Annotated in this window: 20 protein-coding genes, 6 tRNA genes and 1 pseudogene; 6 read left to right on the top strand and 21 right to left on the bottom strand. The window is 36.3% G+C overall.

The window, feature by feature from the left end; translation table 11 throughout:
- Nucleotides 1-479: 479 nt before the first annotated feature.
- From M992_RS11140 to M992_RS11150, 3 genes are all read right to left on the bottom strand, one after another.
- Nucleotides 480-659, bottom strand: a complete 180-nt coding sequence (locus M992_RS11140) for a hypothetical protein (RefSeq protein ID WP_053908674.1) — start codon at nt 657-659, stop codon at nt 480-482.
- Nucleotides 660-846: 187 nt separating this feature from the next.
- Nucleotides 847-1311, bottom strand: a complete 465-nt coding sequence (locus M992_RS11145; protein ID WP_134473697.1) for a hypothetical protein — start codon at nt 1309-1311, stop codon at nt 847-849.
- 453 nt (nt 1312-1764) lie between these two features.
- The gene (locus tag M992_RS11150) at nt 1765-2046 is read right to left on the bottom strand and encodes a hypothetical protein (protein ID WP_053908676.1); all 282 of its coding nucleotides are present in this window, start codon (nt 2044-2046) and stop codon (nt 1765-1767) included.
- 288 nt (nt 2047-2334) lie between these two features.
- Here M992_RS11150 and M992_RS11155 point away from each other — a divergent pair, with 288 nt between their 5' ends.
- A complete protein-coding gene (locus M992_RS11155; protein WP_248842522.1) occupies nt 2335-2910 on the top strand; it encodes a cytochrome b/b6 domain-containing protein in 576 nt (191 codons plus the stop codon).
- A 141-nt stretch (nt 2911-3051) separates the two neighbouring features.
- Here the strand turns inward: M992_RS11155 and M992_RS11160 are convergent, their stop codons facing one another.
- The gene (locus tag M992_RS11160) at nt 3052-3453 is read right to left on the bottom strand and encodes a DUF4354 family protein (protein ID WP_053908678.1); all 402 of its coding nucleotides are present in this window, start codon (nt 3451-3453) and stop codon (nt 3052-3054) included.
- A 245-nt stretch (nt 3454-3698) separates the two neighbouring features.
- On the opposite strand from M992_RS11160, the gene dbpA reads away from it, so the two are divergent.
- Nucleotides 3699-5072: an ATP-dependent RNA helicase DbpA gene (gene dbpA / locus M992_RS11165; RefSeq protein ID WP_053908679.1), complete on the top strand. Its 1374-nt coding sequence runs from the start codon at nt 3699-3701 to the stop codon at nt 5070-5072.
- A gap of 176 nt (nt 5073-5248) precedes the next feature.
- On the opposite strand, the gene M992_RS11170 is transcribed toward dbpA, so the two are convergent.
- The 14 genes and pseudogenes from M992_RS11170 to M992_RS11240 all read right to left on the bottom strand — a co-directional run bounded on the left by M992_RS11170 (nt 5249) and on the right by M992_RS11240 (nt 15786).
- Nucleotides 5249-5335: transfer RNA gene (locus M992_RS11170), tRNA-Leu, on the bottom strand.
- An 8-nt stretch (nt 5336-5343) separates the two neighbouring features.
- Nucleotides 5344-5417 (bottom strand) — tRNA-Cys (locus tag M992_RS11175).
- A gap of 34 nt (nt 5418-5451) precedes the next feature.
- Nucleotides 5452-5527 (bottom strand) — tRNA-Gly (locus M992_RS11180).
- A 223-nt stretch (nt 5528-5750) separates the two neighbouring features.
- Nucleotides 5751-5837: transfer RNA gene (locus M992_RS11185), tRNA-Leu, on the bottom strand.
- Between the two features lie 8 nt (nt 5838-5845).
- Nucleotides 5846-5919 (bottom strand) — tRNA-Cys (locus M992_RS11190).
- Between the two features lie 33 nt (nt 5920-5952).
- Nucleotides 5953-6028 (bottom strand) — tRNA-Gly (locus M992_RS11195).
- Nucleotides 6029-6175: 147 nt separating this feature from the next.
- Nucleotides 6176-6724 carry a CDP-diacylglycerol--glycerol-3-phosphate 3-phosphatidyltransferase gene (pgsA, locus tag M992_RS11200; protein ID WP_053908680.1) on the bottom strand — a complete coding sequence of 183 codons (549 nt, stop codon included), beginning with the start codon at nt 6722-6724 and terminating at the stop codon, nt 6176-6178.
- A 57-nt stretch (nt 6725-6781) separates the two neighbouring features.
- Nucleotides 6782-8614 carry an excinuclease ABC subunit UvrC gene (uvrC, locus tag M992_RS11205; protein WP_053908681.1) on the bottom strand — a complete coding sequence of 611 codons (1833 nt, stop codon included), beginning with the start codon at nt 8612-8614 and terminating at the stop codon, nt 6782-6784.
- Nucleotides 8598-9266: a LuxR C-terminal-related transcriptional regulator gene (locus M992_RS11210; protein ID WP_053908682.1), complete on the bottom strand. Its 669-nt coding sequence runs from the start codon at nt 9264-9266 to the stop codon at nt 8598-8600. Before M992_RS11210 ends, uvrC begins: the two co-directional genes overlap by 17 nt.
- A gap of 423 nt (nt 9267-9689) precedes the next feature.
- Complete coding sequence (psiE, locus tag M992_RS11215) at nt 9690-10109, bottom strand: phosphate-starvation-inducible protein PsiE (protein WP_053908683.1); 420 nt, start codon at nt 10107-10109, stop codon at nt 9690-9692.
- A 269-nt stretch (nt 10110-10378) separates the two neighbouring features.
- Nucleotides 10379-10645, bottom strand: a complete 267-nt coding sequence (locus M992_RS11220; protein ID WP_053908684.1) for a hypothetical protein — start codon at nt 10643-10645, stop codon at nt 10379-10381.
- A 199-nt stretch (nt 10646-10844) separates the two neighbouring features.
- On the bottom strand, nt 10845-11450 hold the full coding sequence (locus tag M992_RS11225) for a nitroreductase family protein (RefSeq protein ID WP_053908685.1): 606 nt from the start codon (nt 11448-11450) through the stop codon (nt 10845-10847).
- An 88-nt stretch (nt 11451-11538) separates the two neighbouring features.
- Nucleotides 11539-13046 (bottom strand): annotated as a pseudogene (locus tag M992_RS15640) (DUF3999 family protein).
- Complete coding sequence (locus M992_RS11240) at nt 13033-15786, bottom strand: DUF2339 domain-containing protein (RefSeq protein ID WP_053908688.1); 2754 nt, start codon at nt 15784-15786, stop codon at nt 13033-13035. Before M992_RS11240 ends, M992_RS15640 begins: the two are co-directional and overlap by 14 nt.
- Before the next feature lie 681 nt (nt 15787-16467).
- Between M992_RS11240 and M992_RS11245 the strand changes: the two genes are divergently transcribed.
- The 3 genes from M992_RS11245 to M992_RS11255 all read left to right on the top strand — a co-directional run bounded on the left by M992_RS11245 (nt 16468) and on the right by M992_RS11255 (nt 19823).
- On the top strand, nt 16468-17391 hold the full coding sequence (locus M992_RS11245) for an AEC family transporter (protein ID WP_053908788.1): 924 nt from the start codon (nt 16468-16470) through the stop codon (nt 17389-17391).
- A 245-nt stretch (nt 17392-17636) separates the two neighbouring features.
- The gene (glpX, locus tag M992_RS11250) at nt 17637-18620 is read left to right on the top strand and encodes a class II fructose-bisphosphatase (protein ID WP_053908689.1); all 984 of its coding nucleotides are present in this window, start codon (nt 17637-17639) and stop codon (nt 18618-18620) included.
- 417 nt (nt 18621-19037) lie between these two features.
- Nucleotides 19038-19823: a glucose-1-dehydrogenase gene (locus tag M992_RS11255; protein WP_047257155.1), complete on the top strand. Its 786-nt coding sequence runs from the start codon at nt 19038-19040 to the stop codon at nt 19821-19823.
- Nucleotides 19824-19975: 152 nt separating this feature from the next.
- Here M992_RS11255 and dtpA read toward each other — a convergent pair whose 3' ends face one another.
- Nucleotides 19976-21442, bottom strand: a complete 1467-nt coding sequence (dtpA, locus tag M992_RS11260; RefSeq protein WP_047257156.1) for a dipeptide/tripeptide permease DtpA — start codon at nt 21440-21442, stop codon at nt 19976-19978.
- A gap of 1324 nt (nt 21443-22766) precedes the next feature.
- Between dtpA and M992_RS11265 the strand changes: the two genes are divergently transcribed.
- Complete coding sequence (locus tag M992_RS11265; protein ID WP_134473701.1) at nt 22767-23786, top strand: SEL1-like repeat protein; 1020 nt, start codon at nt 22767-22769, stop codon at nt 23784-23786.
- A 110-nt stretch (nt 23787-23896) separates the two neighbouring features.
- Here M992_RS11265 and dpiA read toward each other — a convergent pair whose 3' ends face one another.
- Nucleotides 23897-24586, bottom strand: coding sequence for a two-component response regulator DpiA (gene dpiA / locus M992_RS11270; RefSeq protein ID WP_053908691.1), 690 nt, complete (start codon nt 24584-24586; stop codon nt 23897-23899).
- Nucleotides 24573-26216: a sensor histidine kinase DpiB gene (gene dpiB / locus M992_RS11275; RefSeq protein ID WP_053908692.1), complete on the bottom strand. Its 1644-nt coding sequence runs from the start codon at nt 26214-26216 to the stop codon at nt 24573-24575. Before dpiB ends, dpiA begins: the two co-directional genes overlap by 14 nt.
- Between the last annotated feature and the right edge of the window lie 323 nt (nt 26217-26539).

A 26539-nucleotide genomic window follows, 5' to 3' on the forward strand; every position in this document is an offset into this window, starting at 1 on the left:
ATTGTATAAAAAACAGTTTATTTATTAACTACATTAATAAATGAATTGATATGCATCATTAAATAAATAAATTTTTCTGGTATGGTTTACTGACAGGTGAATACTGTTTTAATGTTATGTTCCTCAAAGCCCTCGCTCATTGGAGGGCTTTTTTAGATATTAACACCGAAATATATAATTATTATCTATCAATCTTATAATATGCAATATCAAAAAAATTATTTATACTGTATATATATTATATTTTCAGCTAAGAATATAAATAATAATCCTATCATCGCCTGACAATATGATGATAATTATCCATACATAAAATATAGACAGTTGTTTCGCCTTGATATAGTTCTGCTCAACTATATTGAGAGTTCACAGAAAAAATCCGCGTTTAGAGTCTATGTTTCAAGCACTTTTTTAACTGTTATAATTATTAATATACAAAATCCATTAACATAAAAATGCTCCGAAGATACTCATACAATTCATTTTTCATCTGCAGACGAAGTATTTGATATTAACTGATGAGATTCTTGCTGTTCTCTATTTGGTGCTGCAAAAGCTAATGTTTTAATCCAATCAGCTAACAATGGCGTTGTTTTCTTGGCTTCCAATACTGCTCGTTCTTGTTTGGTTAACCGAATAACAATAACTTCTGTTTTCATAATAACTAAATTCCATGACTAAAAAATCTAATTTGCCACAGAATCTTTATTTTACTATCACAGAACCATCTGATTTACTTAGATTTACCTATTATATTCATTCGCGTATAATCCTTTAAAAAACCAATAACTATTAATAGCTCTGTTAAATATAGAGGATAAAAAATTATTGGTGCAAATATATTCGCTATTCTCGCATATCGTGAATATCCAGCATCTGATGATGAGCCACATTTAATTTAGAGCTTGTATCATCGCAGAATTCTTGTAATTCAACAGACCCATAATCACTCGACAGACAGATATGATTAATAGTAGAGGAGGAAATCACTCTTGATAAATCAATAGCTTGTTTTAATTTTTTAGTACAGGAAACTTGTTCTGTTTTACAGTCATCATACGCAATCGCAATCACTGCTTTTAATGATAAATGATCGAAACTGACATCAGTAGTACCTTCAGCAGGTAACGCACTACAACTGATCCCTATAAATAAACAACAAAAAGTAATATTTTTCATCATGTTAAACCTACTTGTATTAGTCTGTTTTATACAATTAACGGCGACAGATAAAATTACTCCTTCTGTAGGATCCTTGATATTTATCCAGCCATTATTACTTGTATTGATAAAGCAATAAGCTAATGCCACTAGTTTTAATCTTTTACAAACAATTAATGATAAGTTATTACTAATCGTTAACAAACGCAACAACAAAAGATATTTTAAATAATGTCAAATTTACTCAAATTAATATTTTTTATTTATCAAAATTATTTTAGTCGCTCTCACTTTATCGCTCCCTCTTTTACCAAGTAGACAACAACATGAAAAAAGGATGAAAGTGCTCTAATAAATAAGTCAGTTATATGAGAACTTTTATAACCCGTTGAATTAACTTCAGATATTATATCTATTCCCTAACTAACCTTAATAAATTAAAGATTGATATCCAAAATAACAACGAGTATTCTCCTAGCTATGAGTACCTGACTGTATATATCAAGTATTCATAGCGACATTACTCACATTGCTTCCAATTTATTATTTAGACCAGTCGATATCTGAGCTGGTCTTTTTTTTATATAAAAAATTAATTAATAGCTATTTATCTTTATTAATTAGTTTCTGAGTTTGATTAACGCGTTTTTCGATCTGATGTTTTTTCTCAATCCCATCATTTTTTATTTTTTGACTATCAACATCTAAGCTTTTATCAATCTTTTTCGTCCCTTGAGTCTGTAGAGCTTTTTTACTGTCACAATTACCTGATATCCCTATCTTCTGCTCTAATACTTCATTTCTTGCCACTTTTTTAAAATCACACTGTGCTATGGCTGAAGTCGATAATAAAAATAGCGATACTATCCAATATATATTTTTCATAACACCTTCTATTTAAGCTATTTTACAAAACCATTATAAAAATAATGAGGAAAATTAAATATTATATCATTGTCTGCTGTTATCTAACTTAACGTAGCTTTCTATATTAATACCACTTTAGTATATATACTTATTGTAACTAATTGTTATTTTAAATAAGTAATTGACGAATTATAAAATGATATATTTAATTCTTTTTGTGAGCATCAATATTAGTGTTTTTATTTATCTTGCTTTATGTGCTCTACTCATATAAATATATATCATTAATAATTTTTTATTTATTGGGTGTACAAATTGAATCTTCTAAATTCAATCTGGAAATTTTTTAGTATCTATCAGACTCGTAAAATACGCGTTATTCATTTACTCATTTTATTATTAGTTATCACTCAAATTATTATTAGTAATTGGATGGAAATAGCTAAAACTGGTGTGATTGTAGATCAAGGCTATCAATTTTATTGCACTTGGCTACATATTATTATTGGGATAAGCTTATTTTTTTTAGCTCTCTATTTTATTATCAACTGTATGAAAAATAGAGGAATTCATTACTTTTTTCCTTATTTATTTGGTGATTTATCTCAAATAAAAAAAGATTTTAAATTACTTAGTCATTTAAAATTACCAGGAAGCTCTGCTAATGGCATAGCCACTTCAGTACAAGGTTTAGGACTAGGGGCATTATTTTTGGTCGTTAGTTCTGGGTTAATTTGGCTGTTATTGTGGTTACAAAATGCTCCTTTAGCTAATGAAGCCAAAAATATTCATAAAATGCTAACTGGTTTGATTGAAATATATATCGTTGGCCATGGTAGTATGGGATTGTTACATTTTATATTATGGCATAAACATCATTAAGATCTAAAGAAATCGATATTAGAATATCGTTTTAATCTCAAAAACGATATTCCTTCGATACATTTATTAAATAATATTATTATAATAACATATAATTTTCATTTGAGATTAAACTAGAAAATAATATCATGCTATTATTCTTTAACGATCACATGATGATTTATCGCTCGACCATTCAACAAAAATTGCCTTATAGACGCTATCATCTTTACCGACAATCGATATTTCACCCCATTTAGCTGCATTTTTTTCAATTGAACCTAATAAGTCTAATTGAGTTGTTCGAGCTACATAACGTTTTCCTTGTTTATCAAAGGCTTTATAGCAACCGCTAAACCCTGTCAACTCAACTTTGCTTTCACCCCGATTAACTACCGTTATCGCTAATTTACGTTCATACAATGCTTGGCCGTTAATCACTAAAGTGCCATTTTTTGAAGAGAAAGTTTCAACTGATAAGCTATTTTTTTCAACATTAAGTGTTGTTGCTTGTCCACTGCATGAAAGATACAACAAACATAAAGTTCCAAGTGTTTTTTTCATTCTACTCCTACTATCAATAGTATATTGAATAGTGCTTATTTTATAAGCCATAATCCTTTTATTTATCACAATAACAATTCCTTTAATAAACAATAGCACGCGTTTTGATTATAGGCATAACTATTGCTCTCTGTTTATTTTACTACACACTTTTATCGCTCGGATGCAAGTTCCTCACGACATAACAGAGAAGTGATAGTATCATTGCTGGCTATTATGTATTTTATTTATTCGGAATTTTGATTGTGACCTCATTTGCTGAACTTAACGCGCTTCCTGCGGAACAACTTACCAACTTAAACGAGCTGGGTTATTTGACTATGACCCCAATACAAGCCGCGGCATTACCGGCGATCCTCGCAGGGAAAGATGTCCGTGCACAAGCCAAAACAGGCAGCGGTAAAACAGCAGCTTTTGGTCTCGGCCTACTTCAGGGTATTGATGTCAAACAATTTAAAACTCAATCACTGATCCTATGTCCTACCCGTGAACTAGCTGATCAGGTAGCAAATGAATTACGTCGCCTTGCTCGTTATCTGCCGAATATCAAGGTATTAACTCTGTGTGGTGGTACGCCTTTTAGTATTCAACGTGATTCTCTACTGCATCCCGCACATATTATTGTCGCTACGCCGGGTCGATTATTAGATCATCTTAAAAAACAAACTGTTGATCTTGATGCTTTACAAACACTGGTGTTAGATGAAGCTGACCGTATGCTCGATATGGGCTTTGTCGATGCAATTGATGAAGTTATTGCTTGCATGCCTACTCAACGTCAAACCCTGCTATTCTCGGCCACATGGCCAGAAGCTATTGCGGCTATTAGCCAGCGAATTCAAAATCAACCATTAACAATTGAAATTAATTCCGTTGATGAGCTCCCTGCTGTCGAGCAGCAATTCTATGAAGTGCCTCGCAAAGGTAAAATCGATTTATTACAAAAGCTATTGAGCCGTGAGCAACCCGCTTCATGCGTAGTATTTTGCAATACCAAAAAAGATTGCCAAGATGTCTTTGAGGCTTTATCCGATAGTGACCAGAGTGTACTGGTGCTGCATGGTGATATGGAACAGCGTGATCGTGACCAAACCTTGGTACGTTTCTCAAATGGCAGTAGCCGGATTTTAGTCGCGACAGATGTCGCTTCTCGTGGATTAGATATCAAAGCATTAGAAATGGTAATTAACTACGAACTGTCTTGGGATCCTGAAGTTCACGTCCATCGCATAGGGCGTACTGCCCGCGCAGGAGAAAGTGGCTTGGCTATTAACTTGTGTGCGCCTGAAGAAGCCCAACGTGCAAACGCGTTAGAAGAAATGCTCCAGATAAAACTCAATTGGCAAACTGTTCCGGGAGGATTACAAATTACTCCTCTCGAAGCTGAAATGGCCACATTATGTATCGATGGTGGTAAGAAAGCTAAAATTCGTCCCGGCGATATTCTCGGTGCCTTAACTGGTGATATGGGCTTAGAAGGTGCAGATATTGGCAAGATTGTCATTCACCCTGTACATGCATATGTTGCGGTTAAACAATCTGTGGTAAAACATGCTTTAAAACAGTTACAACAAGGTAAAATTAAAGGGAAATCAGTCAAAGTTAGATTATTAAAATAATCCTCTTTTATTATCCTCCAGTTTTCTTTCACATCTTTGAGGAAGGAAACTGGAATTATTTCGCTAATATACAACGGTTTCTTAGTCTAAAAATAAAATTTCAGTCACAAAAAAAGCGACCTTATAGGTCGCTTTTTTCTGACTCTAACTTGTTGATTTAACAACTAAGTTTTATATGGTGCCCAGGGCGGGACTTGAACCCGCACAGCCTTACAGCCGAGGGATTTTAAATCCCTTGTGTCTACCGATTTCACCACCTGGGCTAAATTCTTGGAGGCGCGTCCCGGAGTCGAACCGAGGTTCACGGATTTGCAATCCGCTGCATGGCCACTCTGCCAACACGCCATCTTTCATCTCATACTGTAGTTATAGTTGAGATTGGAGCGGGAAACGAGATTCGAACTCGCGACCCCGACCTTGGCAAGGTCGTGCTCTACCAACTGAGCTATTCCCGCTTTAAAACTGTTTTATTGATTTATTTATTTATTTTATAAATCATTGCGTTGTATTTTACGCATCTTACATTTCTAGTCAACACAATTAATGTTTATTATCATTAGTTTTAATTTTTCTTTAGTATATGATAATCGCTAAAAGAAATAATACTGATATTTTTATCAATGCATTGGAAGATTTATACATAAAAATGGACCTCATTTTAGGTCCATTTTCTAATTTTGGTGCCCAGGGCGGGACTTGAACCCGCACAGCCTTACAGCCGAGGGATTTTAAATCCCTTGTGTCTACCGATTTCACCACCTGGGCTAAATTCTTGGAGGCGCGTCCCGGAGTCGAACCGAGGTTCACGGATTTGCAATCCGCTGCATGGCCACTCTGCCAACGCGCCTTACCTAATCTCATTACTTTAGCAATCTGAGATTGGAGCGGGAAACGAGATTCGAACTCGCGACCCCGACCTTGGCAAGGTCGTGCTCTACCAACTGAGCTATTCCCGCCTTCAAACTTTTCAAACTCACTGATTTACTTATTTATTTTAATAAACCGTTGCGTCGTTCGATGCGTTGCATTTTACTGATTTCACATTTCTAGTCAACACAATTATTTAATATTCAGTTCGTTCGGCGATTTTTCAATCATTTCGATCACGCTTCATTCAAATCAGACCATGCAGCCTGTAAATATTGAAACATTGACCAAAAAGTTAAAATTGCCGCGATATATAAAAGAACAATCGCCGCTATCTCAACTTCCATATTTGGCCGCCATAATAACCCGACTAATGACATCATTTGTGCCGTAGTTTTAAATTTTCCTATCCAGGATACCGCTACGCTACTTCGTTTACCTATCTCGGCCATCCATTCTCTTAACGATGAAATAATAATTTCACGCGCTATCATAGTGGCCGCCGGCAAAGAAACCCACCAAACATTATAATGTTCTGTCACCAAGACTAATGCAACAGCCACCATCACTTTATCCGCAACCGGATCTAGAAATGCCCCAAACTTAGTCGTCTGCTTCCAGAGCCTCGCCAAAAAACCATCAAACCAATCGGTGATAGCCGCAATGACAAAGATAAATGCACAAGCAAAGGGTGCCCATGTATATGGGAGATAGAAAGCCAAAACAAAGAATGGAATTAAGGCTACGCGAAATAGCGTTAACAGAGTTGGGATATTTAGTTGCATAATGCTCGCTAACTTTTTGGCCAGAATAAATTTTCTTAATATGGTGCCTTAAGACACCTACTGTTTCAATGCATTATAAATCTTTTCTGCTAATGCGTATGAGATCGAGGGCACTTTTGCGATCTCTTCTACACTTGCATTACGTAAGGGTTGTAAACCCCCCATATATTTTAGCAGCATTTGCCGCCTTTTAGGTCCAATACCTTCAATTGATTCTAATGCGCTGGTATTTTTAACTTTTGCTCTTCGCTGACGATGCCCAGTGATCGCATGATTGTGTGATTCATCACGAATATGCTGGATAACATGCAATGCCGGTGAATCGGGAGGTAACGAAATTCCCTCACCTTCAGGTTTAAAAAATAATGTTTCTAATCCTGCTTTACGATCACTACCTTTAGCTACACCAATTAATAAAGGATGATTTTTATTCCAATCAACTTCTAATGATGAAAAAACATCTTTTGCTTGCGCGAGCTGTCCTTTACCTCCATCAATAAAAATTATATCGGGGATTTTATCCTCATCGAGATGCTTACCATAACGACGCGTGAGTACTTGATGCATCGCCGCATAGTCATCACCACCAGTGATCCCAGAAATATTATAGCGCCTATATTCTGATTTTACTGGGCCATTTTCGTCAAAAACCACACATGAAGCTACTGTTTGGTCACCCATCGTATGTGAGATATCAAAGCACTCCATACGCTGAATATGTTCAATTCCAATCACCGTCGATAATGCACGGAGCCGCTGATGAATTGTTGATTGCTGAGCTAATTTAGTGGTTAAAGCGATAGTCGCATTGGTTCTAGCTAATTTCAAGTAGCGCGCCCGAGCACCTCTAGGATGGGTCTGGATATTAATTTTACGGCCTGCAATCTCTGATAATGAATTAGCCAGTAATTCTTTATCAGGCAATGAGAAATCGAGTAATACCTCGCTCGGTAATGTTCTATTTTCACTGCCTTGTAAATAGAATTGTCCTAAGAATGTCTGAACAACTTCATTTAATAATGTTCCGTTAGGTATTTTAGGATAATAACTGCGACTCCCTAATACTTTTCCTTGGCGAATAAACAATACATGTACACAAGCCATTCCAGCATCAAATGCAACACTAATTACATCTAAGTCATCTTCACCGCCTGAAACATATTGTTGTTCAGTTACGGCTCTAACAGCTTGAATTTTATCACGATAACGGGCTGCTTCTTCAAAGCGTAAAGCTTTACTGGCTTCTTCCATACGCGTAATTAATCCGGACAATACTTGTTTATCTTTACCAGATAAAAATAATCGCACGTAATTTACTTGGCGTGCATATTCTTCGTCACTAATCAGCTCAGAAACACAAGGCCCTAAACATCGACCAATTTGATACTGTAGACAAGGCCGTGAGCGATTACGATAAACACTGTCTGTACATTGGCGAATTGGAAATAATTTTTGCATTAATGCTAACGTTTCCCTCACCGCATATGAGTTTGGGAAAGGACCAAAATATTCACCTTTTTTATGTTTTGCTCCTCGATGCATCGATAATCGTGGATGCCGTTCGCTGCTGAGAAAAATATAAGGATAGGATTTATCATCACGCAATAATACATTATAACGGGGCTGATAAAGCTTAATATAGTTATGTTCAAGTAGCAGTGCTTCGGTTTCAGTATGGGTAACCGTAACATCAATTTGTGCAATGTTTTTAACTAGTTGTTCAGTTTTTTTACTCGCAACATTGCTGCGAAAGTAGCTTGATAATCTTTTTTTCAGATCTTTAGCTTTTCCGACATAAATAACCGTCCCTGAGATATCGTACATCCGATAAACCCCTGGTTGGCTAGTAACCGTTTGTAAAAATGCACGTGAATTAAATTGATCTGCCACTTTGATAAACCCGCTCTATTGCTATTAATCCATAGCTTATTGCTATATGAGTTAATTCTACATCACTACGGATATTTAGTTTACTAAACATTCTATAACGATAAGAATTAACTGTTTTAGGACTAATTTGCAAACGTTCTGCGATAACAGTAACCGCAACCCCCCCTGCAATCAAGTGCATAATCTCCATTTCTCGCCGTGAAAGTATCGCGTATAAGTCGCATTGCTCAGCATAACTAGCACGATGTAACGCTAATTTCTGTGCTATATCTGGCGATAAAAATTTTTGCCGTGTATTAACTACTTTTACTGCATCAATAATATTGTCCATGGTGGCACTGATACTGAGTATGCCATGAACCCCCATTTCTAACGATTTCAATAAACAAGCATAATTGTCATATGCCGAGTGTAATAAAATCACTGCATCTGGTTGTAAGCGCATCAGAGTTTGTATTTTATCTAAAGAGATAAAATGGCACTGATTTGCATTCATTAAAATAACATCCGTATTATGATGTCGGCACCATATGATAGCCTGGCTCACCATAGATACCGCTTCCAATACTTTAAGGCGTGAGCTCTTCGTAAAAATAGACTGTAATCCATGTAAGATAATATTATTATCTTCAATAATGAGTATATTAATCAAAGAATATCCTTCTTCTTAGTTAATATTTTTTATATCTTTAATAATCAGTCTGAATAAACCTGATCCCCAGATAATCAAATATCTTATTTGTCATGCTAATAAAATGACTAAATTATTGAGCTAACATTATTAATCACCAGCGATGCATACTATAAACATTCAATAATTCAATATCAAACAAGCTTAATCATACAATAAGCGTTTCATTACAGCATTAAAAGATAGAATAGAAAGTTTATAGCTTTTGATTTATTTAATTATCATTTAAATGAATTGATTTATATTTGATATTCAAATTAATTTTTATTTAGTTCCAAATAAAAATAGCTATCCTTACGAATAGCTATTTTTATCATATTTATCTGTTTTAGCGACATCATGCCTAAATAGACTATTTAGCAACTCTTTGAATCTTATCATCCGCTAGGCACGTTTTAATTTTTCCGTATTGGCTAAGTAAAGTGCAATAACCAGAACTAGAATGGCCCCCGCGTGTAGTAGTGTCGTCGTTGGGTCGCTATGATCAACAATAATCAGACGAATTATTGCAGTTATCCCTATATAGATAAAATAACGTAATGGGAAATGATAACCTGATGTAAAATACTTAATAATCAGAGCAATAAACTCGAAATACAAAAAATATGTAACAATACTTTCGAGCAGTTGATAAGAAGTTGTCTCCTGTACTTCGTTTAATATATCACCAAACATTAATGATGATAAAATATAAGTTTCTTTAACTAAAAAGAACACTAGTACTGTCGCAAGACAGATTAATCCCAAATTAAGAACCCACTGTAGTAGCGAGGCCATCTTTTCTATATAGTTGATATCTTTCATCTTTATGTATTCCTGCACTACAATTTAAACCGCATTATTTTTAAACTAAATTTTAATGCTATATTTTAAGCCAAATTCCAAGCCTCTTTTCCATCTATCTGCATCAGTGGACTTATTTTTATCACACCGTACCTTAAAACCCTCTTAAATTATGTTACTTCAGACGAGGTATCAAAAGCATTGGCTATTACCTAGTACGAAAACTATACACTTTCAATCAATACAGAATCATGCAAAAAATCAGTTAGATACAAAATACTAGGGAATATTTAACTTCTTGATTTTATTTTTATCTGTTTACTAGAAAAACGTTTATCTAGATCGACATCGCTAATTAAAATCCGATTAAATTCATTATTTTCTCGAATAGATTCAATATCTGCATCAGAGTGTGAAGCTTGAGAATGCACAATATGGGATACTTGATAAACAACTGGCGAAGATAAATCACTAGCAGAAGCTACCGCTGTGCTAAATGCAAGGCTAATCGCTATCAGTAAGCCAAAGACTGATTTAGTCCAAAAATCATTTGCCATATTTATTTACTCCAGATAGACAGTTAAGTTGTTATTCATTTAACACCTAAAACTGCAATGGAGTGACAGTTAAGCGTAATAATTTGCGATTTTCATGTAAAGTTATCAGTAAGATAAACAGTATATAAACAAGAAGGCCGATAAAAATATCACCGTACCTTCTTGGTTTAAACCATATTGAAGCTAATCAATCAAATAATTAAAAATGATCGACTTTCACAACATCGGAAAAATCAAATTTTCCTGTTCGTGGATATGGCTCAGTATTGGCTTTACCCACAGCAATCATCAGACAAACTTCATGATTTTCAGGTAGCTTGATTAATTTTGCCATCGCATCAAAATCAAAACCATCCATTGGACAGCTATCTAACCCTTGGCCTTTCGCTGCTAGCATTAATGTTTGGGCAAAAATACCGGCACTTCGCATAATTTCATCACGCTGAACTTGAGGACGATCACGGTAATATTGATCAATTGCAGAAGTCATTAATGATTTAACTTGCTCTGTTGCCCCTTCCCAGACACGCTGCGGTTTGGTTTGCCAACTAGTCACTTCAGCACACAATACAATCAACATAGAGGCATCAGTCACTTGTGGTTGATCCCACGCAATTTCACGTATCTGCGCTCTTAATGCTGGGTCTTCAACTAACACCGGGCGCCAGTGTTGTAAGTTAAAGGCACTGGGCGCATTTTCTAATACTAACTCAATTAATTGCTTTTTTTGATCTGAACTCAATATAAATTTACTATCGAATTGTTTAGTTGCCCTACGTTGTTTGATAGCTTCTATCACGTTCATCGCTAAACTCCTTGCTAATAAATGGCAAAATTAACCTGACTTATTATCGACAATAATGACAGTTATCCGTTCAATCTAAACTGCTCAATTAGTCACCACTCGGTGATTGCCTTTTTAAATCAATCAGTAATCGCCAACAAAAAAATCCTAGAATGAGTATACCAAGGCACAAAATGCTCCACAAAATATAATGTTGCCATTTCGTATCATTGGCTAAATTATTTTTATTCTTCAAACGATCTGAACCACCCAGCTCAATAATATCTTTATCCGCTTCAATTTGATTAAATTGTGCCATCACCTGCTGGGGTGTCAACGAACTCGCTAATAACTCGGTTAATGGCAAGCTGCCATTTTGAGCATTAATATTACCCCAGACTAATAAATAAGGCGCAACTCCTTGTGCATTAAAAATAATATTCATTCCATCACGCGTACCAGAAACATACGGAGGATGTTCCCCCCAACCACCTCTAAGCGCTGTTATACGCATTTTACGGATGATTAAATTATTCACGGTGATCGGTAAGCTATATTTCTGCAGATCATTATCCTCTAATGAATAAACCACATAATTCCCTAAGTGGATCCACGGACCATCGGCATGTGATTGATAATCAATTTTTATCGGTAATACCTGATTTTTTTGCTGTAATGTGATTTTTAGCGAACTAATCAATTGTTCTGTGGGCAAACGATAAGTAACTTCATTACGCGTTTCACCTTCATTAGTTTGTTTAAACTTAAATACTTGTTGTCGCGCTTGTACATTTTTATGCTGAGAAATACCGTTTACAGACATAATTTTTGGCGCTGATTGTGATTTATCGGTATCGATAATTAGTAACCAATAGGCTGATTGAGCCTGTTTATTTAATACAATATTGCGGCTAATTAACTTACCATCAACTGACGTTAACTCCATTAATGGCACATTATTTGCCAACGGTGTCCAATTTTTTTATCGCTACTGCTGTACACCGTTGCTTTTGCTTGCCAATTATTAGTTATCGTGGACCAATTAATAATTAATTGATCTAATGGCGTGGCTAATTCTTTCTCATCCTGAGCCACTAACAAATAGGCTTGATTATTCACATTTGAATGCTGTTCAATCATTGCCCCCGAAACTTTCAACCAGATACCCTTCTCAGTATTAATCTCTAACTGCGGCTTATTATCAGTCACACTGTTATTTGTAATAAATTGAGTTTGTACCGGATACAGCATAAATTTTATCGGCGTTTGTACCGAATTTTCTGTGCTATCTTTAAACAGTGAAAATGGGATTTCCTCACCTTCGCTATTGAACACACTAATATCTTGTAAACTGTCTGGATACGCCGAATTTAAATAGGCCTGCTCTGGTAATTGTAACCAATAAAAAGCGTCAGTATATTGGGTTACCAATGGCTTATTTATCGATGAATTGCTTATCGGTACCTTTGGCGTGGTTAATTCAGTACCTTGATAAAAATCATATACCATCCATGCAGTGGTGTTATTTTCATTAGCAACAGCAGATAAAGTAAACACCGTCAATAATGATATCAATAACCGAATCAGTGCGGAAAACATAATCCTACTTTTTGGCATCGGATAATTCTCCGGTTTCTAATGGTGAAATTTGATTTCTCGGTGGTAACGGAGAAAAATAACCCACAACTAAAATTAATACAGCGACCACAATAAATGTTATCGCTTTGATTAATCCATCTTCATTAGTTATGTCAATTAAAAATAGTTTAGCCATTACCGCACTAAGGATAATTGCACCTACAAACCAACTGATTCGTTGCTGTTTATTGTGAGCCATAATCATGATAATTAACGCAACGAGAGTCCAAACTATCGATAATGTTGTTTGAATAAATCGTGAGTCTAAAATACTGCTGAGAGACCAATATAAATCAAGATAATCCACCAGCCCCCGTAATAAAACACCATTAAACCAACAAATACTTAAGATAATAATAGCTAAATTTAAGCTATTAACTAAGATCTTACGAGTCTTACTTGACAGATTTTTTAACCGTCGAATACAACGCGTAGCACAAATCAATGCCACAATGCTAAATAGTCCCGCCTCATCCAATGGATTAAGTAAGGGAATATAAGTCCAAAATGTTAACTTTCCATCGAGTAAGTTTCCGGCTAATGAACAGCCAACCATTAATCCAATGAGCGGTAATGTAGCTAGCCAATATAATTTCTTATGCAAAACCATCGGATTAATACAACTCCGCTGTAACCAATAAAGCATTAATATAATTGCTACCATTGCCATGATATAAATAAAGTAGCTCCATTCCGTCATGCCCCAAGGCAATAATGAAACGAACCAAGATATTTCAACAGCCAAGAAACACAGAATCAGCCAATATGTAGCAATATGCATAGTCGCATAGAACCAGCGAGGAACTTTTTGATAAGAATTAACAATAAATAGAATCAAGCTACCCAATAATACCGGCCAAATCAGTGAACTTTCAGCCTTACCTAAGGGTTCTTGATTATTAATGAAATCTAAGAACAGATAATAATATCCCGCCAGCCACAATAATAATTGGCAATAAAGCAAACTTGCCCATTGAGTTTTCATTCCTACTACACGCCAAAACCAGGCAGATAGAACAACTACTGCCATAATAGTAAAGCTTTCTGATTCTATGCTCCAAGATAGAATATCGGCGATATCGAATAGCCAGTTAGCCCATGCACATAAACTAAGCCATAAAAACAGTCGGCTAATAACTTTAGTTAATGGTTGTCCTGGGCGATAATAACGGAATAATACACCGGCAAAAGTACAGCATATAATCAATACTGGCACCATATAAACACTACCTCGACTCCATGTTGTGAAGCCCAGTCCGCCGAGTAATGTCATACTACTAACAAAGATCAACAAGCTACCAGCGATAATCACATTTCTACGATTTTGCTGAAAACCAAACCACAGAATAGCCAAACCTTCTACTGCCCAGACAATAGAGGTCCATTCATAAGAAATCGCGAGGGGAATGGCTAATGTTATAAATGCCATTCCCAAAGTAATGTATCCCAACGCTAAGTTTCTGCCTAAAAAATAATAACGTTTATGCGATATGTAGCCGATGAATAAATATATTGCTGCAAAAATTAGTGCTGAAAATGCAGCGCCAAGGTAAAAAGGCTCAACTAATACATACTGCAACATAAAACTAATTATCGGTGGACCAAATAATAAAACATTATCAACTAACATCTGTTGATGTTGACAGTTTTTATTAGCGAAGAGCTGGGTCAATAAGCTGAAGATTATTAAGTTGGCGATTAATAATAGCTGGCAAGAAAGATAATATTGGTGCTGATAGTATTCCATACCCCACATCAATGCAGTGCCATAAGTAAATATAAACCCTATCAGGTTTAACGGCCGCCAAGACTGCCAATAACTTATCACCAATATCCCAAGAGATAACATAAGGTAATAAGAAAACAATACAATATGACTCCCACCGCCAGTAGACAGTAAGATAGGCGCAGCATAGCCCCCAATAGATGCTAACATCGCCAAGCTTACTGCCCGCTGTAAAATAGCTAAAATTACACTCGCCGTACAAATAAATACCATCAACATTAAGGCTGCAATATAAGGCAGCATGAAATACAGTTTACTGGCAGCAAACACGGTAATATATAAACCGCCTATCGCCCCGCCCTGCAAAATAAGCGCATACAATAACCGTTTCTTTTTTAATCCAATCCCTAATCCTAATAATATAATGCAGCCAACTGCCGCAAAAATTAATCTAATTTGTGGCGATATTAGCTCTTTTTCGATACTGAATTTCAATAAATAGGCTAAGCCCAAAAATAACAATAAGATACCAATTTTAGCTAATGGATTGCCTTTAAATAACCAAGAAATAAAATGGCTAACCACAGTGATAACTTCAGGGGATTTATTAACCTTAGACTGTAGTTCTGGCGCTGTAAAAGAAGGGATATCAATCATTCCTTGAGCCTTCAAGGAAGACATATCTGCTGTCTCTATTTCACTTTGTTCACTCGGAATCGCTTTTATCTGCACATTTGTGGGTAATAGTTGCTCTTGTTGACCATGAGTCGGCGAAGTAATATCCGAGGATGAAAATGTCGGTGACGGTAACGATGACGACGATAAAATGGACGACGCTGAAGATAATCGTCGTTCAAGTTGCTGAATCTTTTGCTTTTGAAGTGCTAATTCTTGCTGTATCCGCTTGGTACGACCCATCGCAATCAATGCCAATATAGGGGAAATAATTAGCAGACTAACAATCAACAATCCGATAAATAACAGTTCATCCACTCTGGGTTATCTCTCAAATGTAGGGACGGGAAGGTTTCCTCATCATCGCCATGAAGTAATAGGCTGATCAGTAATTAATAGCAATAACATCCATCTGGGTTAAAAACACATTTGCCACATAAGCGTTCTATCATCAAATAATCATTCGCCATGACAAGTATAAAACGAATAGTGAATACGCGCCATTAGTGTATTTGTTATTACATTAATCAATCGTAATACCAACATCTCAGCTAGTTCCCTGACTATGTTTAGTTTGGAATAAGCATTAATGATAACTGATCTCATCAAGCAATACTTAGTATGATAAATCATTTATTTTCCACAAAATTTTAAGCCAAATAAATCGCAAATCGTACTATTTAAAATTTAATTTTTCTAAAAAAACATTTCATTTGAATTAAAAATCTTTCATTGATATTAATCTCTCAAAAATAAAACCTAACTCTGTTTTATAAATAAATAATGTGTATAGTTAATATATTATAATTATAAAAATGTTTCTGTTCACCATAATCTAATAATAGAAATAATAAATAGTTTATTGCGTTTACGTGCTGATGTTTAATTCTGATAACTTTATAATGAACCTATCATAATGAACACATCAAAATAGGGTTTTATTAACTGATATTTAAATAATATTAATATATTTAGACTTACCTCATGAGGTAGAACATGATTTTATTCCAGACAATTTTGGCCGCCTTAGGCCCCATTATTCTAGGCTTGGCCGTTGGCTATTTTTCTGGCAAATACGGCTTCATAAAAAGAGAATATTCCCAAGCATTTGCTGATTTTGTGGTCAAAATAGCTTTACCTTTTGCACTTTTTTTAGCCGCGGCAACGGCTTCGCCTTCAGTGATCCTCAATATTGATTATTTACTGGCGTTGGCTGCCGGTCTAATCATCTCTTACGCTATAGGTTTTATCCTCGGAAAAATTTGTTTTAAACACGATAAAAAAGATGCTGCCATGCAAGCTCTTTCGGTATCCTTTCCGGATATGGCCTATTGTGGTCCACCGGTATTATTAGCCACTGTAGGTTCTTCTGGGCTAATTGCCATGGTACTCGGTAACCTTATCTATACAGTGATTATTATTCCATTTACTTTATTAATGATAAGTGGCAATAAACAAGGCAAAAGTATTTCAAGTTCATTACTCCATGCTGTTTCTCAACCTTTAGTTTTTTTACCTATTCTTGGGGCTATTTTAGCCATCACTGGGGTAAAACTGCCTGAAGTCGTACAGAACTCCGTCAATGAATTAGGAAAAACTGCCGGCGGGGTCGCGCTATTCTTCTTAGGGTTATTACTTTCTGGCATCAAGCTAGTCATCAACCGCGAAATTATCTTTAATGTGGGGATCAAAAATATTATTCAGCCTGCATTAATTTTAGCTACAGGTATGGCATTGGGACTGGAAAATGATTTACTTAAAGCTGCATTTCTTATCGGTGTACTCCCTACAGCGACCGCCGTACCTGCATTAGCGATCACCAATAAAGCCTATACCGATACCGCAGCAGCAACCGTGCTGTTAAGTACCTTGTTCGCGTTAGTATCGATTATTGTCGGTATTTCAATTGTCGAAATGATGTAAGGTAAACTATCTATCGGGCAACAGCGTCATACAAATATTATTATGCCGATGTTGCCTAAGATATCTTAACCATCAAGATACCACGACTGCGCTGAATTGATTTAAAATAATAATCTTATCTAGCTGGATACTTTGTCCCCTATTTTTCTCATTTTCTCCACAGTTAAGTTTGCAACCCATTGACTAAAAAAAGTATCATATCCCTATTATTTCCTTCCATTTCTTCACTCGAGAACTAGTTAATCATGAAAATTAGCGATGAACTTGCTCATGCAATCGCTTCCGTTACTGAAGTTGCTGCAATAGCAGCCTATGATTGGGTTGGTAAACAAGATAAAAATGCAGCAGATTTAGCTGCGGTTGAGGCGATGAGAAATCGTCTTAATGAAATAGATTTTCAGGGTAAAATCGTTATTGGTGAAGGTGAAATTGACGATGCCCCGATGCTGTATATTGGTGAAACTGTTGGACGTCAACATAGTAACTCGTCGTTAGATATTGCCGTAGATCCGATTGATGGTACTCGAATGGTCGCTTGCAATGAACCAAATGCAATCGCTGTACTCGCAGCTGCTGAAGCCGGATCTCTGTTGCAAGCTCCTGATATGTATATGGAGAAGCTAGTTGTAGGCCAACAAGCTAAAGGTGTGGTCAGCTTAGATAATCCTCTAGAAACTAATATTAAGTTGCTTTCCTCTGCGCTCAATAAACCCATCGAACAATTATCTATCTCTATTTTAGATAAGCCTCGTCATCAGCACATTATCCATCGACTCCGTAGTCAAGGAGTTAATGTCATAACTATGCCTGATGGCGATGTTTTAGCCTCATTGTTAGCTATTTTGCCGCAACATAATATTGATATGATGTACGGTATTGGTGGTGCTCCTGAAGGCGTAATTAGCGCGGTTATCGCCAAAGCCTTAGGCGGTGATATGCACAGTCGTTTAATTACCCGTGATCAAGCTAAAGGTAATAGTGTAGAAAACCAGAGAATTGCAGAACAAGAACGTACTCGCTGTCAACAAATGGGTGCCGAAGTCGGGCAAATTCTCACCTTAGATAACGTTGTAAGAAGCCAAAATATAATGTTTGCGGCTACAGCGATTACCCCGGCATCACCAATGGCAGGAATTTATAATGATTTGTATGTGAAAACGACAGAAACATTATTAATTAATGGACACAATAAATCTTTAAAATTGATTAAAAATCACTATTATCAATAATCAAACAATAATTCTCTCTACGCTGGTGATCTCCTCTATTACCAGCGGCTCATTTCTTATAATTTACAAAAAGATCACTAATTAAATCGAGAAAAAATTTAATAAATCAGATAATTAACTTTTTTTCGATAATCAAATCTATAAACCTAACTAAACGAGTTAATTCTTTTAGTCCATAAAGTGACCCCGTCACTTAAATATCTACTCATATTTTTTATAAGTAAATAATCTAAAATTGATAGCATGATTTTCACTCCCCTCCAGCCTAATTTTTAGGCATTTAAGGTTAAATCAATTCTTTTTTAGAAAAAATAGTTTCATTTATACGCAAACTAATAATTTATGAGCTAATATTTAACAAGTAATTATTATTTTTATCGCATTATTCTGGCTAAAATTTCTATAGGGAGACCATTTATGTATCAAGATTTACATGGAAAAGTAGCCATTATTACTGGCGGATCATCCGGTATTGGTGCTGCCGTCGCTGAACGGTTGGGCCAAGAAGGTATGAGTGTGGTAATCAACTACCATTCAAACAAAGATGATGCTCAAAAAGTAGCTAATATCGTAGAACAATCTGGTGGTAAAGCCGTTATTTATCAAGGTGATATTAGCGATGAACTACATGCTAATCAGGTAATTGAAACCGCGCTAGATAGTTTTGGTCGGTTGGATTTATTGGTGAATAACGCCGGAATTGAATTTCAAAAACCCACTCATGAAGTTGATTTAGCGCAATGGGAGCAAGTTATTAGCGTTAATTTGACGAGTTTTTTTCTTACGGCTAAAGCGGCGATCAATTACTTTATTAAACATAATATCAAGGGCTCTATTATTAATATGTCATCAGTCCATGAAATTATTCCTTGGCCGACATTTGTCAGTTATGCCGCCAGTAAAGGTGGCGTGCGAATGCTGACTAAAAGCTTAGCATTAGAATATGCGCCTTATGGTATTCGAGTAAACAGCATCGGTCCTGGAGCAATTGAAACGCCAATTAATCATGAAAAGCTACAGGATGAACAAAAAAGAGCAGCATTAGAGAAAATGATCCCAATGGGTAACATTGGTCAGCCAGAGGAAGTAGCAGCAGCGGCAGCATGGCTAGCTTCTTCTCAAGCCTCTTATGTGACAGGAATTACGTTATTTATTGACGGTGGAATGACTTTATACCCGTCGTTCCAAGGTGGTGAAGGCTAAACCTTCATTTTTAGCCGATTCATTATCTGTATCATGCGTTAGAATACATCAATAAAAAAGGCCAGCGCGAATAATCGACGGTGGCCTTTCTTTTTATACCTTTTCAATTAACGACTGCACTCAGCCGTTCACTCAATCAGGCAGATTAAAAACTAGCGATCTAATGTCATTCTGTTCAACATAGGTGCCGTTATTACCATTATAATTGCGATAACACCGGTTACAATACCAATATTTAAGAATACATCGCTATAGACATTCAAAGAAGCAATAGGGTCGGCAATTTGACCTTCGGGTGCTGCAGTCAGTGAAGCCACATATCCAGCAATAAATGCTGCCGCAGAGCTAGTCAGGAACCATGATCCCATGATAAAGCCCATCAAACGCTGAGGAACTAACTGTGCCACCATCGCCAGACCTAAGCCAGAGATCATCAATTCGCCAATACTTTGTAGTGCATAACAAACAACTAACCAACCGACAGAAACAATCCCAGCATCGGTGGCAAATTTAGCGCCTAATGGCAACACTAAGAAAGCTCCGGAGCACAGCAGCATTCCGATAGCAAATTTGTGAGGCATAGGTAAATGGTCACCCAGCTTATTATATAAAGCGGCTAAAATTGGACTCGCCAACATAATCCATAAGGGGTTCAGGGCTTGATACTGCGCAGGTTCAACCGTAATACCAAAAATTTCATGCTCAACGTTATGAATAGCAAAGAAATTTAGTGAAGTTGGCATCTGGCTGTATAGAACAAAGAATACCACGGCCTGCATCATCAAAATAAAAGCTACTATCATTTTACGGCGTGCTGCGCCCGTCAGTGCAAAGGTCTCTTTGGCAAAAATGATAAAGATACCCAAAGAGATAATCCCTAACGCTGCACGCGCAACACCCATGTTATGCAGTAACCAAGTAGATAAAGCTACTAATGCAATCACACCAATAATTGATGCAATCAATTTTGAAATGACTAATGGCTCAAAGTCAGGTTTAGAGCCATGCTCTTTCACCCAATGTTTACATATGAAAAAGTTAATTAGAGTGATCACTAAGCCAACTACACTGAGGGAGAATGCGACATCCCAACCATAGTGTTTGGCTAACCATGGTGTAGCTATCATTGAGAATAATGAACCAATATTAATCGACATATAGTACATGGTAAATGCACCGTCGAGACGTGGATCATTTTTATCATAACATGTTGAAAGTAAAGATGATGGGTTAGCTTTAAATAAACCATTACCCACGGCAATCGTTGCCAATCCAATATAGACTAATTCTACATCGTGACCAGAATATGCCACTAAGGCATAACCAACTATCAGTACCAGTGTTCCCAGCACAATGACACGTTTGGTCCCGAGGACTTTATCACCTAACCAGCCACCAATCGCGACAAACCCATACACTAGCGCGGTAAATGCAGCAAATAAGGTGAAGGATTGGGTCTCTGACATACCTAACACCTGGGTTAGATATATTGCTAAGATACCTTGTAGACCATAGAAACCAAAACGTTCCCATAGCTCGATAGAGAAAATTAGGTAGAACGATTTTGGCTGTTTGAATGCATTCAAACTCACATCGTCGTTATTTTTATTCGTTGACACAAGTGACCTCTATTACAACCTGTACATAAATTAAAAGGAGTACTTCTGTACTCTCGGCTTATACTCTCAGTTTGTACTCTCAGTATTATTATTCCCATCAACATCAGTTCAGGCTTATTGGCTACACTCAGCTACCCTATTCTCCTAACTGAATGATACCCTCTGCCGCTGGCCTGATACTGTTATATTCTGGGTACATCTCAAGAATTAAAACCAAGAAAAGATTATTATCAGATAATTACAGTACTTATTTCCTGCTCATTATTTAAGCTCTGATTGTCGTCTTAAAATATAAATATTTTTATATGCCCATCATAATTCACAAATGATCATCCACTTGCGCTATAGGCAAACAGTGAATTTGATGACATTGGACATAGAATTAATACTTATAAATCATGGATAGTAAATTCAATGAGTTAAAGCAATAAATGATTTTTTATTCATCACACATCGCATAACTTTCGGCTAATATGTGCAAATCATCGCAGCAATATACGCTATTTATGCACCAAAAATAAAGATTTAGCTAGTATTAATTCATCACTATGCAGCTTATTATTGTGATAAAGCTTACTTTTACAGTTACATGGGGATTAGATTATTGGCGTTAATTTAACCTTATATCATCCAATTTTATAGAGATCATACTAATTAGCACAAAATATATTCATTACTATATTAATGTTTTATTGTTAATATTTTAGACAATATATTTTCTAAAAGTTAATTTCAGCACAAATAATCAAATAACTGTTAGTAATTTATTATTTTATGAATATTTTATTACACTTGAAATTAAAATCATCTATTTCATCTAGAAAGTAGAAGCTTTAGTTATGCTAATTACTGGCTAAAATGGATAGTTTTTAATCTAATATTTAACACAATAATAAAGCTCAATAAGTTGATTTTCAGTGTTCAAAAATCAACCTAAATCTAAAAAAGAGACAAAAAAAACCCGGTTTAAAACAAACCGGGTATAATGCATTCTACTCAAGGATTTTCGTTACTACGTTTGAAACGGATTTCAACGTTAGAACATCAAAATCATCATCTCATAGCTGCATTATTGCATTACTTTATGTAAAGAAATGAAAGATGAGGGTAAAAATATGCATTCTTGCAGCAGCAAAAAATCATATTCATTGTTATATATGACTTGGCTTGTCTCACAAAGTTCATCTTTTTTTCGTTATTTTTTATAATTACGTTATATTTAAACTCTGCTTTACGTGAGTTAATAATAAACATCCATTTATCCGATTGAAATTTAAAGAAAAATAAAATAAGGCCTGCTGTGAAATATTTTACTGTCAGTATAATGATTATTTTTACTCTACTCACTGCAGTAGCTACCGCCTCTCCTTTTATACCTTCCGAGATCAATCAGCTTTCTGAGCATGAAATGTCCGAGTTGCTAGCTCAAGCAGAACAAGGTACAGCAGAAGCTCAATTTAATCTTGCAATCTCCTACCAAGCGCAACGACAATTCAAAAACGCGTTACACTGGTATTTACTCGCAGCACAACAAGGCTTTACTAAGGCTCAGATTAACTTGGCACTACTGTATCAAAACGGTTATGGCAGTGAAAAAAATCCACAACAGCAAGTCTATTGGATGCAGATAGCCGCCCAGGCGGGAGATCCGCTCGGTCAACTCAATATGGCTGATTATTGCCTACATGGGGTACCTACTGTATTAGCCGCTGATCCCCAACAGGCACTACAGTGGCTAAACAAATCTGCACAACAAAATTATCATCCGGCACAATTAACTCTAGCCTATTGGTATGAACAAGGTATTGCTGTTCGAGCCGACCCACAGCATGCTCAACAGTTATATAAGCAATTAGCCGAAGATAGCAATGCACAAGCGCAATATATTCTAGGTTATCAATTAGCAACTGGGAAATATCAGCCCATTGATTATACACAGGCTTATCATTATTTTAACCTAGCGGCACAGCAAGGATTAGCCCAAGCAGAATATAGTTTAGGCATGCTGTATTTACAGGGGCAAGGCGTAGCAGCTAATTCAACACAGGCCAAAAATTGGTTAACTAAAGCAGCCAAACAAGGCGAGATTTCTGCACAATTTAATCTTGCCTTGCTTTATACCCGTGGAGATGGTGTTAAAAAAGACAATAATCAAGCCTGCTATTGGTATCAACAAGCCGCACTACAAGGAAGTGCTGAAGCGCAATACGCGACCGGGGCCTGTTATCAATATGGGATTGGATTTGCACAAAACGATAAGCAGGCACTTAGCTGGTATAAAGCGGCGGCTCAGCAAGGTTATGAACGCGCAAAAAAGAAAGTATTAATCCTCTCCCAGCATTAATCATCTATATTACTGTCGAGCCAACTGTTCATTGGTATTTTATGGAAAATTATTTTCAATTCAATACCATGCAGTTCTGTTAGCTCGACGATGTAAGATTAACAAGCTAGCTACGGTTGTTTTTTAACCGCGCGATATACTCGTTGTGGGCGGCCTACCCTGCCATATTCAATTTCTGCTTCAATCTTATGTTGACCTGAGCAATATTCTAGATAGCGACGGGCGGTCGTGCGGCTAAGCTTTAAGTCTTTAGCGATGCTTTCTGCTGTATGCTCCGCTTCAGAATGTTGAAATAATCCCAGCACTTTATCGAGCGTGAGTGAATCAATCCCCACAGGCAACTCTTCTTTTGCTTCGCCTCGCGCATAAGTATTGAACATATCATCAATTTGACTTTGGCTTGTTTTATCATTCGCTTGCAGCACTGATCTGCGTTGAATAAATCGATCAAGTGTTTGCCCTAACCGTTCATAGGCTATCGGTTTGACCAAATAATCAAACACTCCCAATCTAATCGCCTCAGAGACTGTTTCCATATCACTAGCCGCCGTAGTAAAAATAATGCTGGTATCTATCCGCTCTTGAATAAGCTCATGCACCAGATCAATGCCTTTACCATCAGGTAAATAGTTATCAAGCAGAATTAGATCGGGCTTTAACACGTCAATCATTTTTCTGGCTTGAGCTAAATCACCCGCTACCCACACTTTGTCACACGCTGGATAGTTTTTGATAAATTCGCCATGCATTTCTGCTAGCAGCATTTCATCTTCCACAATGAGGATTTTAATCTTTATCATTTGGTATCTTCACTTTTGGAATGAAAATTGAAAAAAGTGTGCCGCAGGGGTCATTATCTTCGATAATCATCACTCCCTGACATCGTTTTACATACGAGGCAATCAAATATAATCCTATACCATGTCCTTCTGGTGATTGTATTTTTGTCGTTATTCCTCTTTCAAAATAGTTGTCGCGCCCTTCTTTAGGGAACCCACATCCTTGGTCAGCTACTTCTATCACAATCTCTTTCCCTTCGTCCGATAAATATAACTCAATCTGCTTATTTCCTTGCGGATTTTTCAGACTTGCTTCAAATGCATTATTTAACAGATTACCTAATATGGCACAAAATTCTGTACTCGTCAGCTTAGCCGGAATTTCACTCAGTTGACATCCTTCGATAAACTCTAATGTCAAGCCTAACTCTTTGGCACGATGATATTTTCCAAACAATAATCCCGCAACTTGTTTATCCGCAAACTTTCCTCGCAATGAGTCAATAAGCTGTTGTTGTGAAGCGGATTCACCTTTGATCATTGCCAGTGCTTGCTGATATTCACCCATCTGGATTAAACCACCTAACGTAGACATCCAATTAAGGTGTTCGTGCCGTAAAGTACGTAAATTTTCAACATATTGTTTAACTTGAGTTAATTGAGTATTTAAAGATTCAATATCATTTTGACTTCGAAAACTGACTACTGAGCCCATCTGCTGCTGTCCATCCATAATTGCAATACGACTGGAGATCACGTTCAATCCATTGAAAGTTGAGAGCTGATCATACTTAGCGTCTGATGTATCAGAGAGGAAAAAATTAACCGGAGTAATAACACTGGAAATAGGCCGTCCAATTAAGCTTTTTTCTGGTTCAATAATCCCTAACATTTGGCGCGCATTATGATTAATTGCAATAATGTTACCGTCACAATCGATTGCAATAATACCTTCAAAAACCGCATCAAAAATTGCATTTTGAAGCATCACGACCTGTACGATTTTTTGCGGTTCCATACCCAACATTTGACGCCGAATATGCCGAGAAAAGCCCCAAGAAAAAAACAATAAAATCACTAAAATAGCCAAAAATGCACCCGCAGTTTGCACTAAGAACTCTGCCCGTGACACATTGATCGTTTTAGTTAAATAACCAATTGAAACAACCCCGATGACCTTATTATTAGCATTAAAAATAGGCGTTTTTGCACGTATTGCCCCGCCAATAGAGCCTTCTCCGTCAATGAAATAGCTTTCACCTCGTGCCATTGCACCAGGCTTATTCCACTGCATCATAAAACCAATTTTTTCACTATTGGGATGATAAAGCCGAATCGAATTTTCATCTCCAATCACAATATAGTCAAAGTCAGAACGGGAGTTTAATTTATCCGCGATAGTTTGTAAGCGATGTGTGTCTTTATTTTCAACCGCGCTCACAATACTGTCCATTGAGGCAATGATTTTTGCCTGATTCATGGCGAGCGTACGAACATTATTAATTAAATTATTCTGAAAACTGTCAGTAAAGTATTTACCCAGTACCGCTATCAGCACGACAGAAGCCAACAGTAATAAGATGAACACGCGGACCGGAAACGATATAGAGCGGATCTGATGGGCGAATATTTTATTGTCCAAACCTTTCATCGTAATCCTAATATAAGTTTTTAATGACAGATTATACATTTATCCATTGATAACACATAATAAGCACACTGAGTAATAATCAATATAACTAGCTATAAAAAATGCGACAAATTTCATTAATGTTAACAATAACATCCTGATAACCTAATATGTATTGTATACATAATAATAATTAAAATAATAAAAACCAACTAATAAAACACATATATTTTAATTAAATTAATAAAAACCATTAAATAAATACAAAACAAAGTTCAAAACTTGAAATAGGTCAAATATATTTTACTATTAACTACCTACTATAATTAGCAACTGGCAAAGAT

The organism is Moellerella wisconsensis ATCC 35017 (assembly GCF_001294465.1).
In the GTDB taxonomy this organism is placed as follows: domain Bacteria; phylum Pseudomonadota; class Gammaproteobacteria; order Enterobacterales; family Enterobacteriaceae; genus Moellerella; species Moellerella wisconsensis.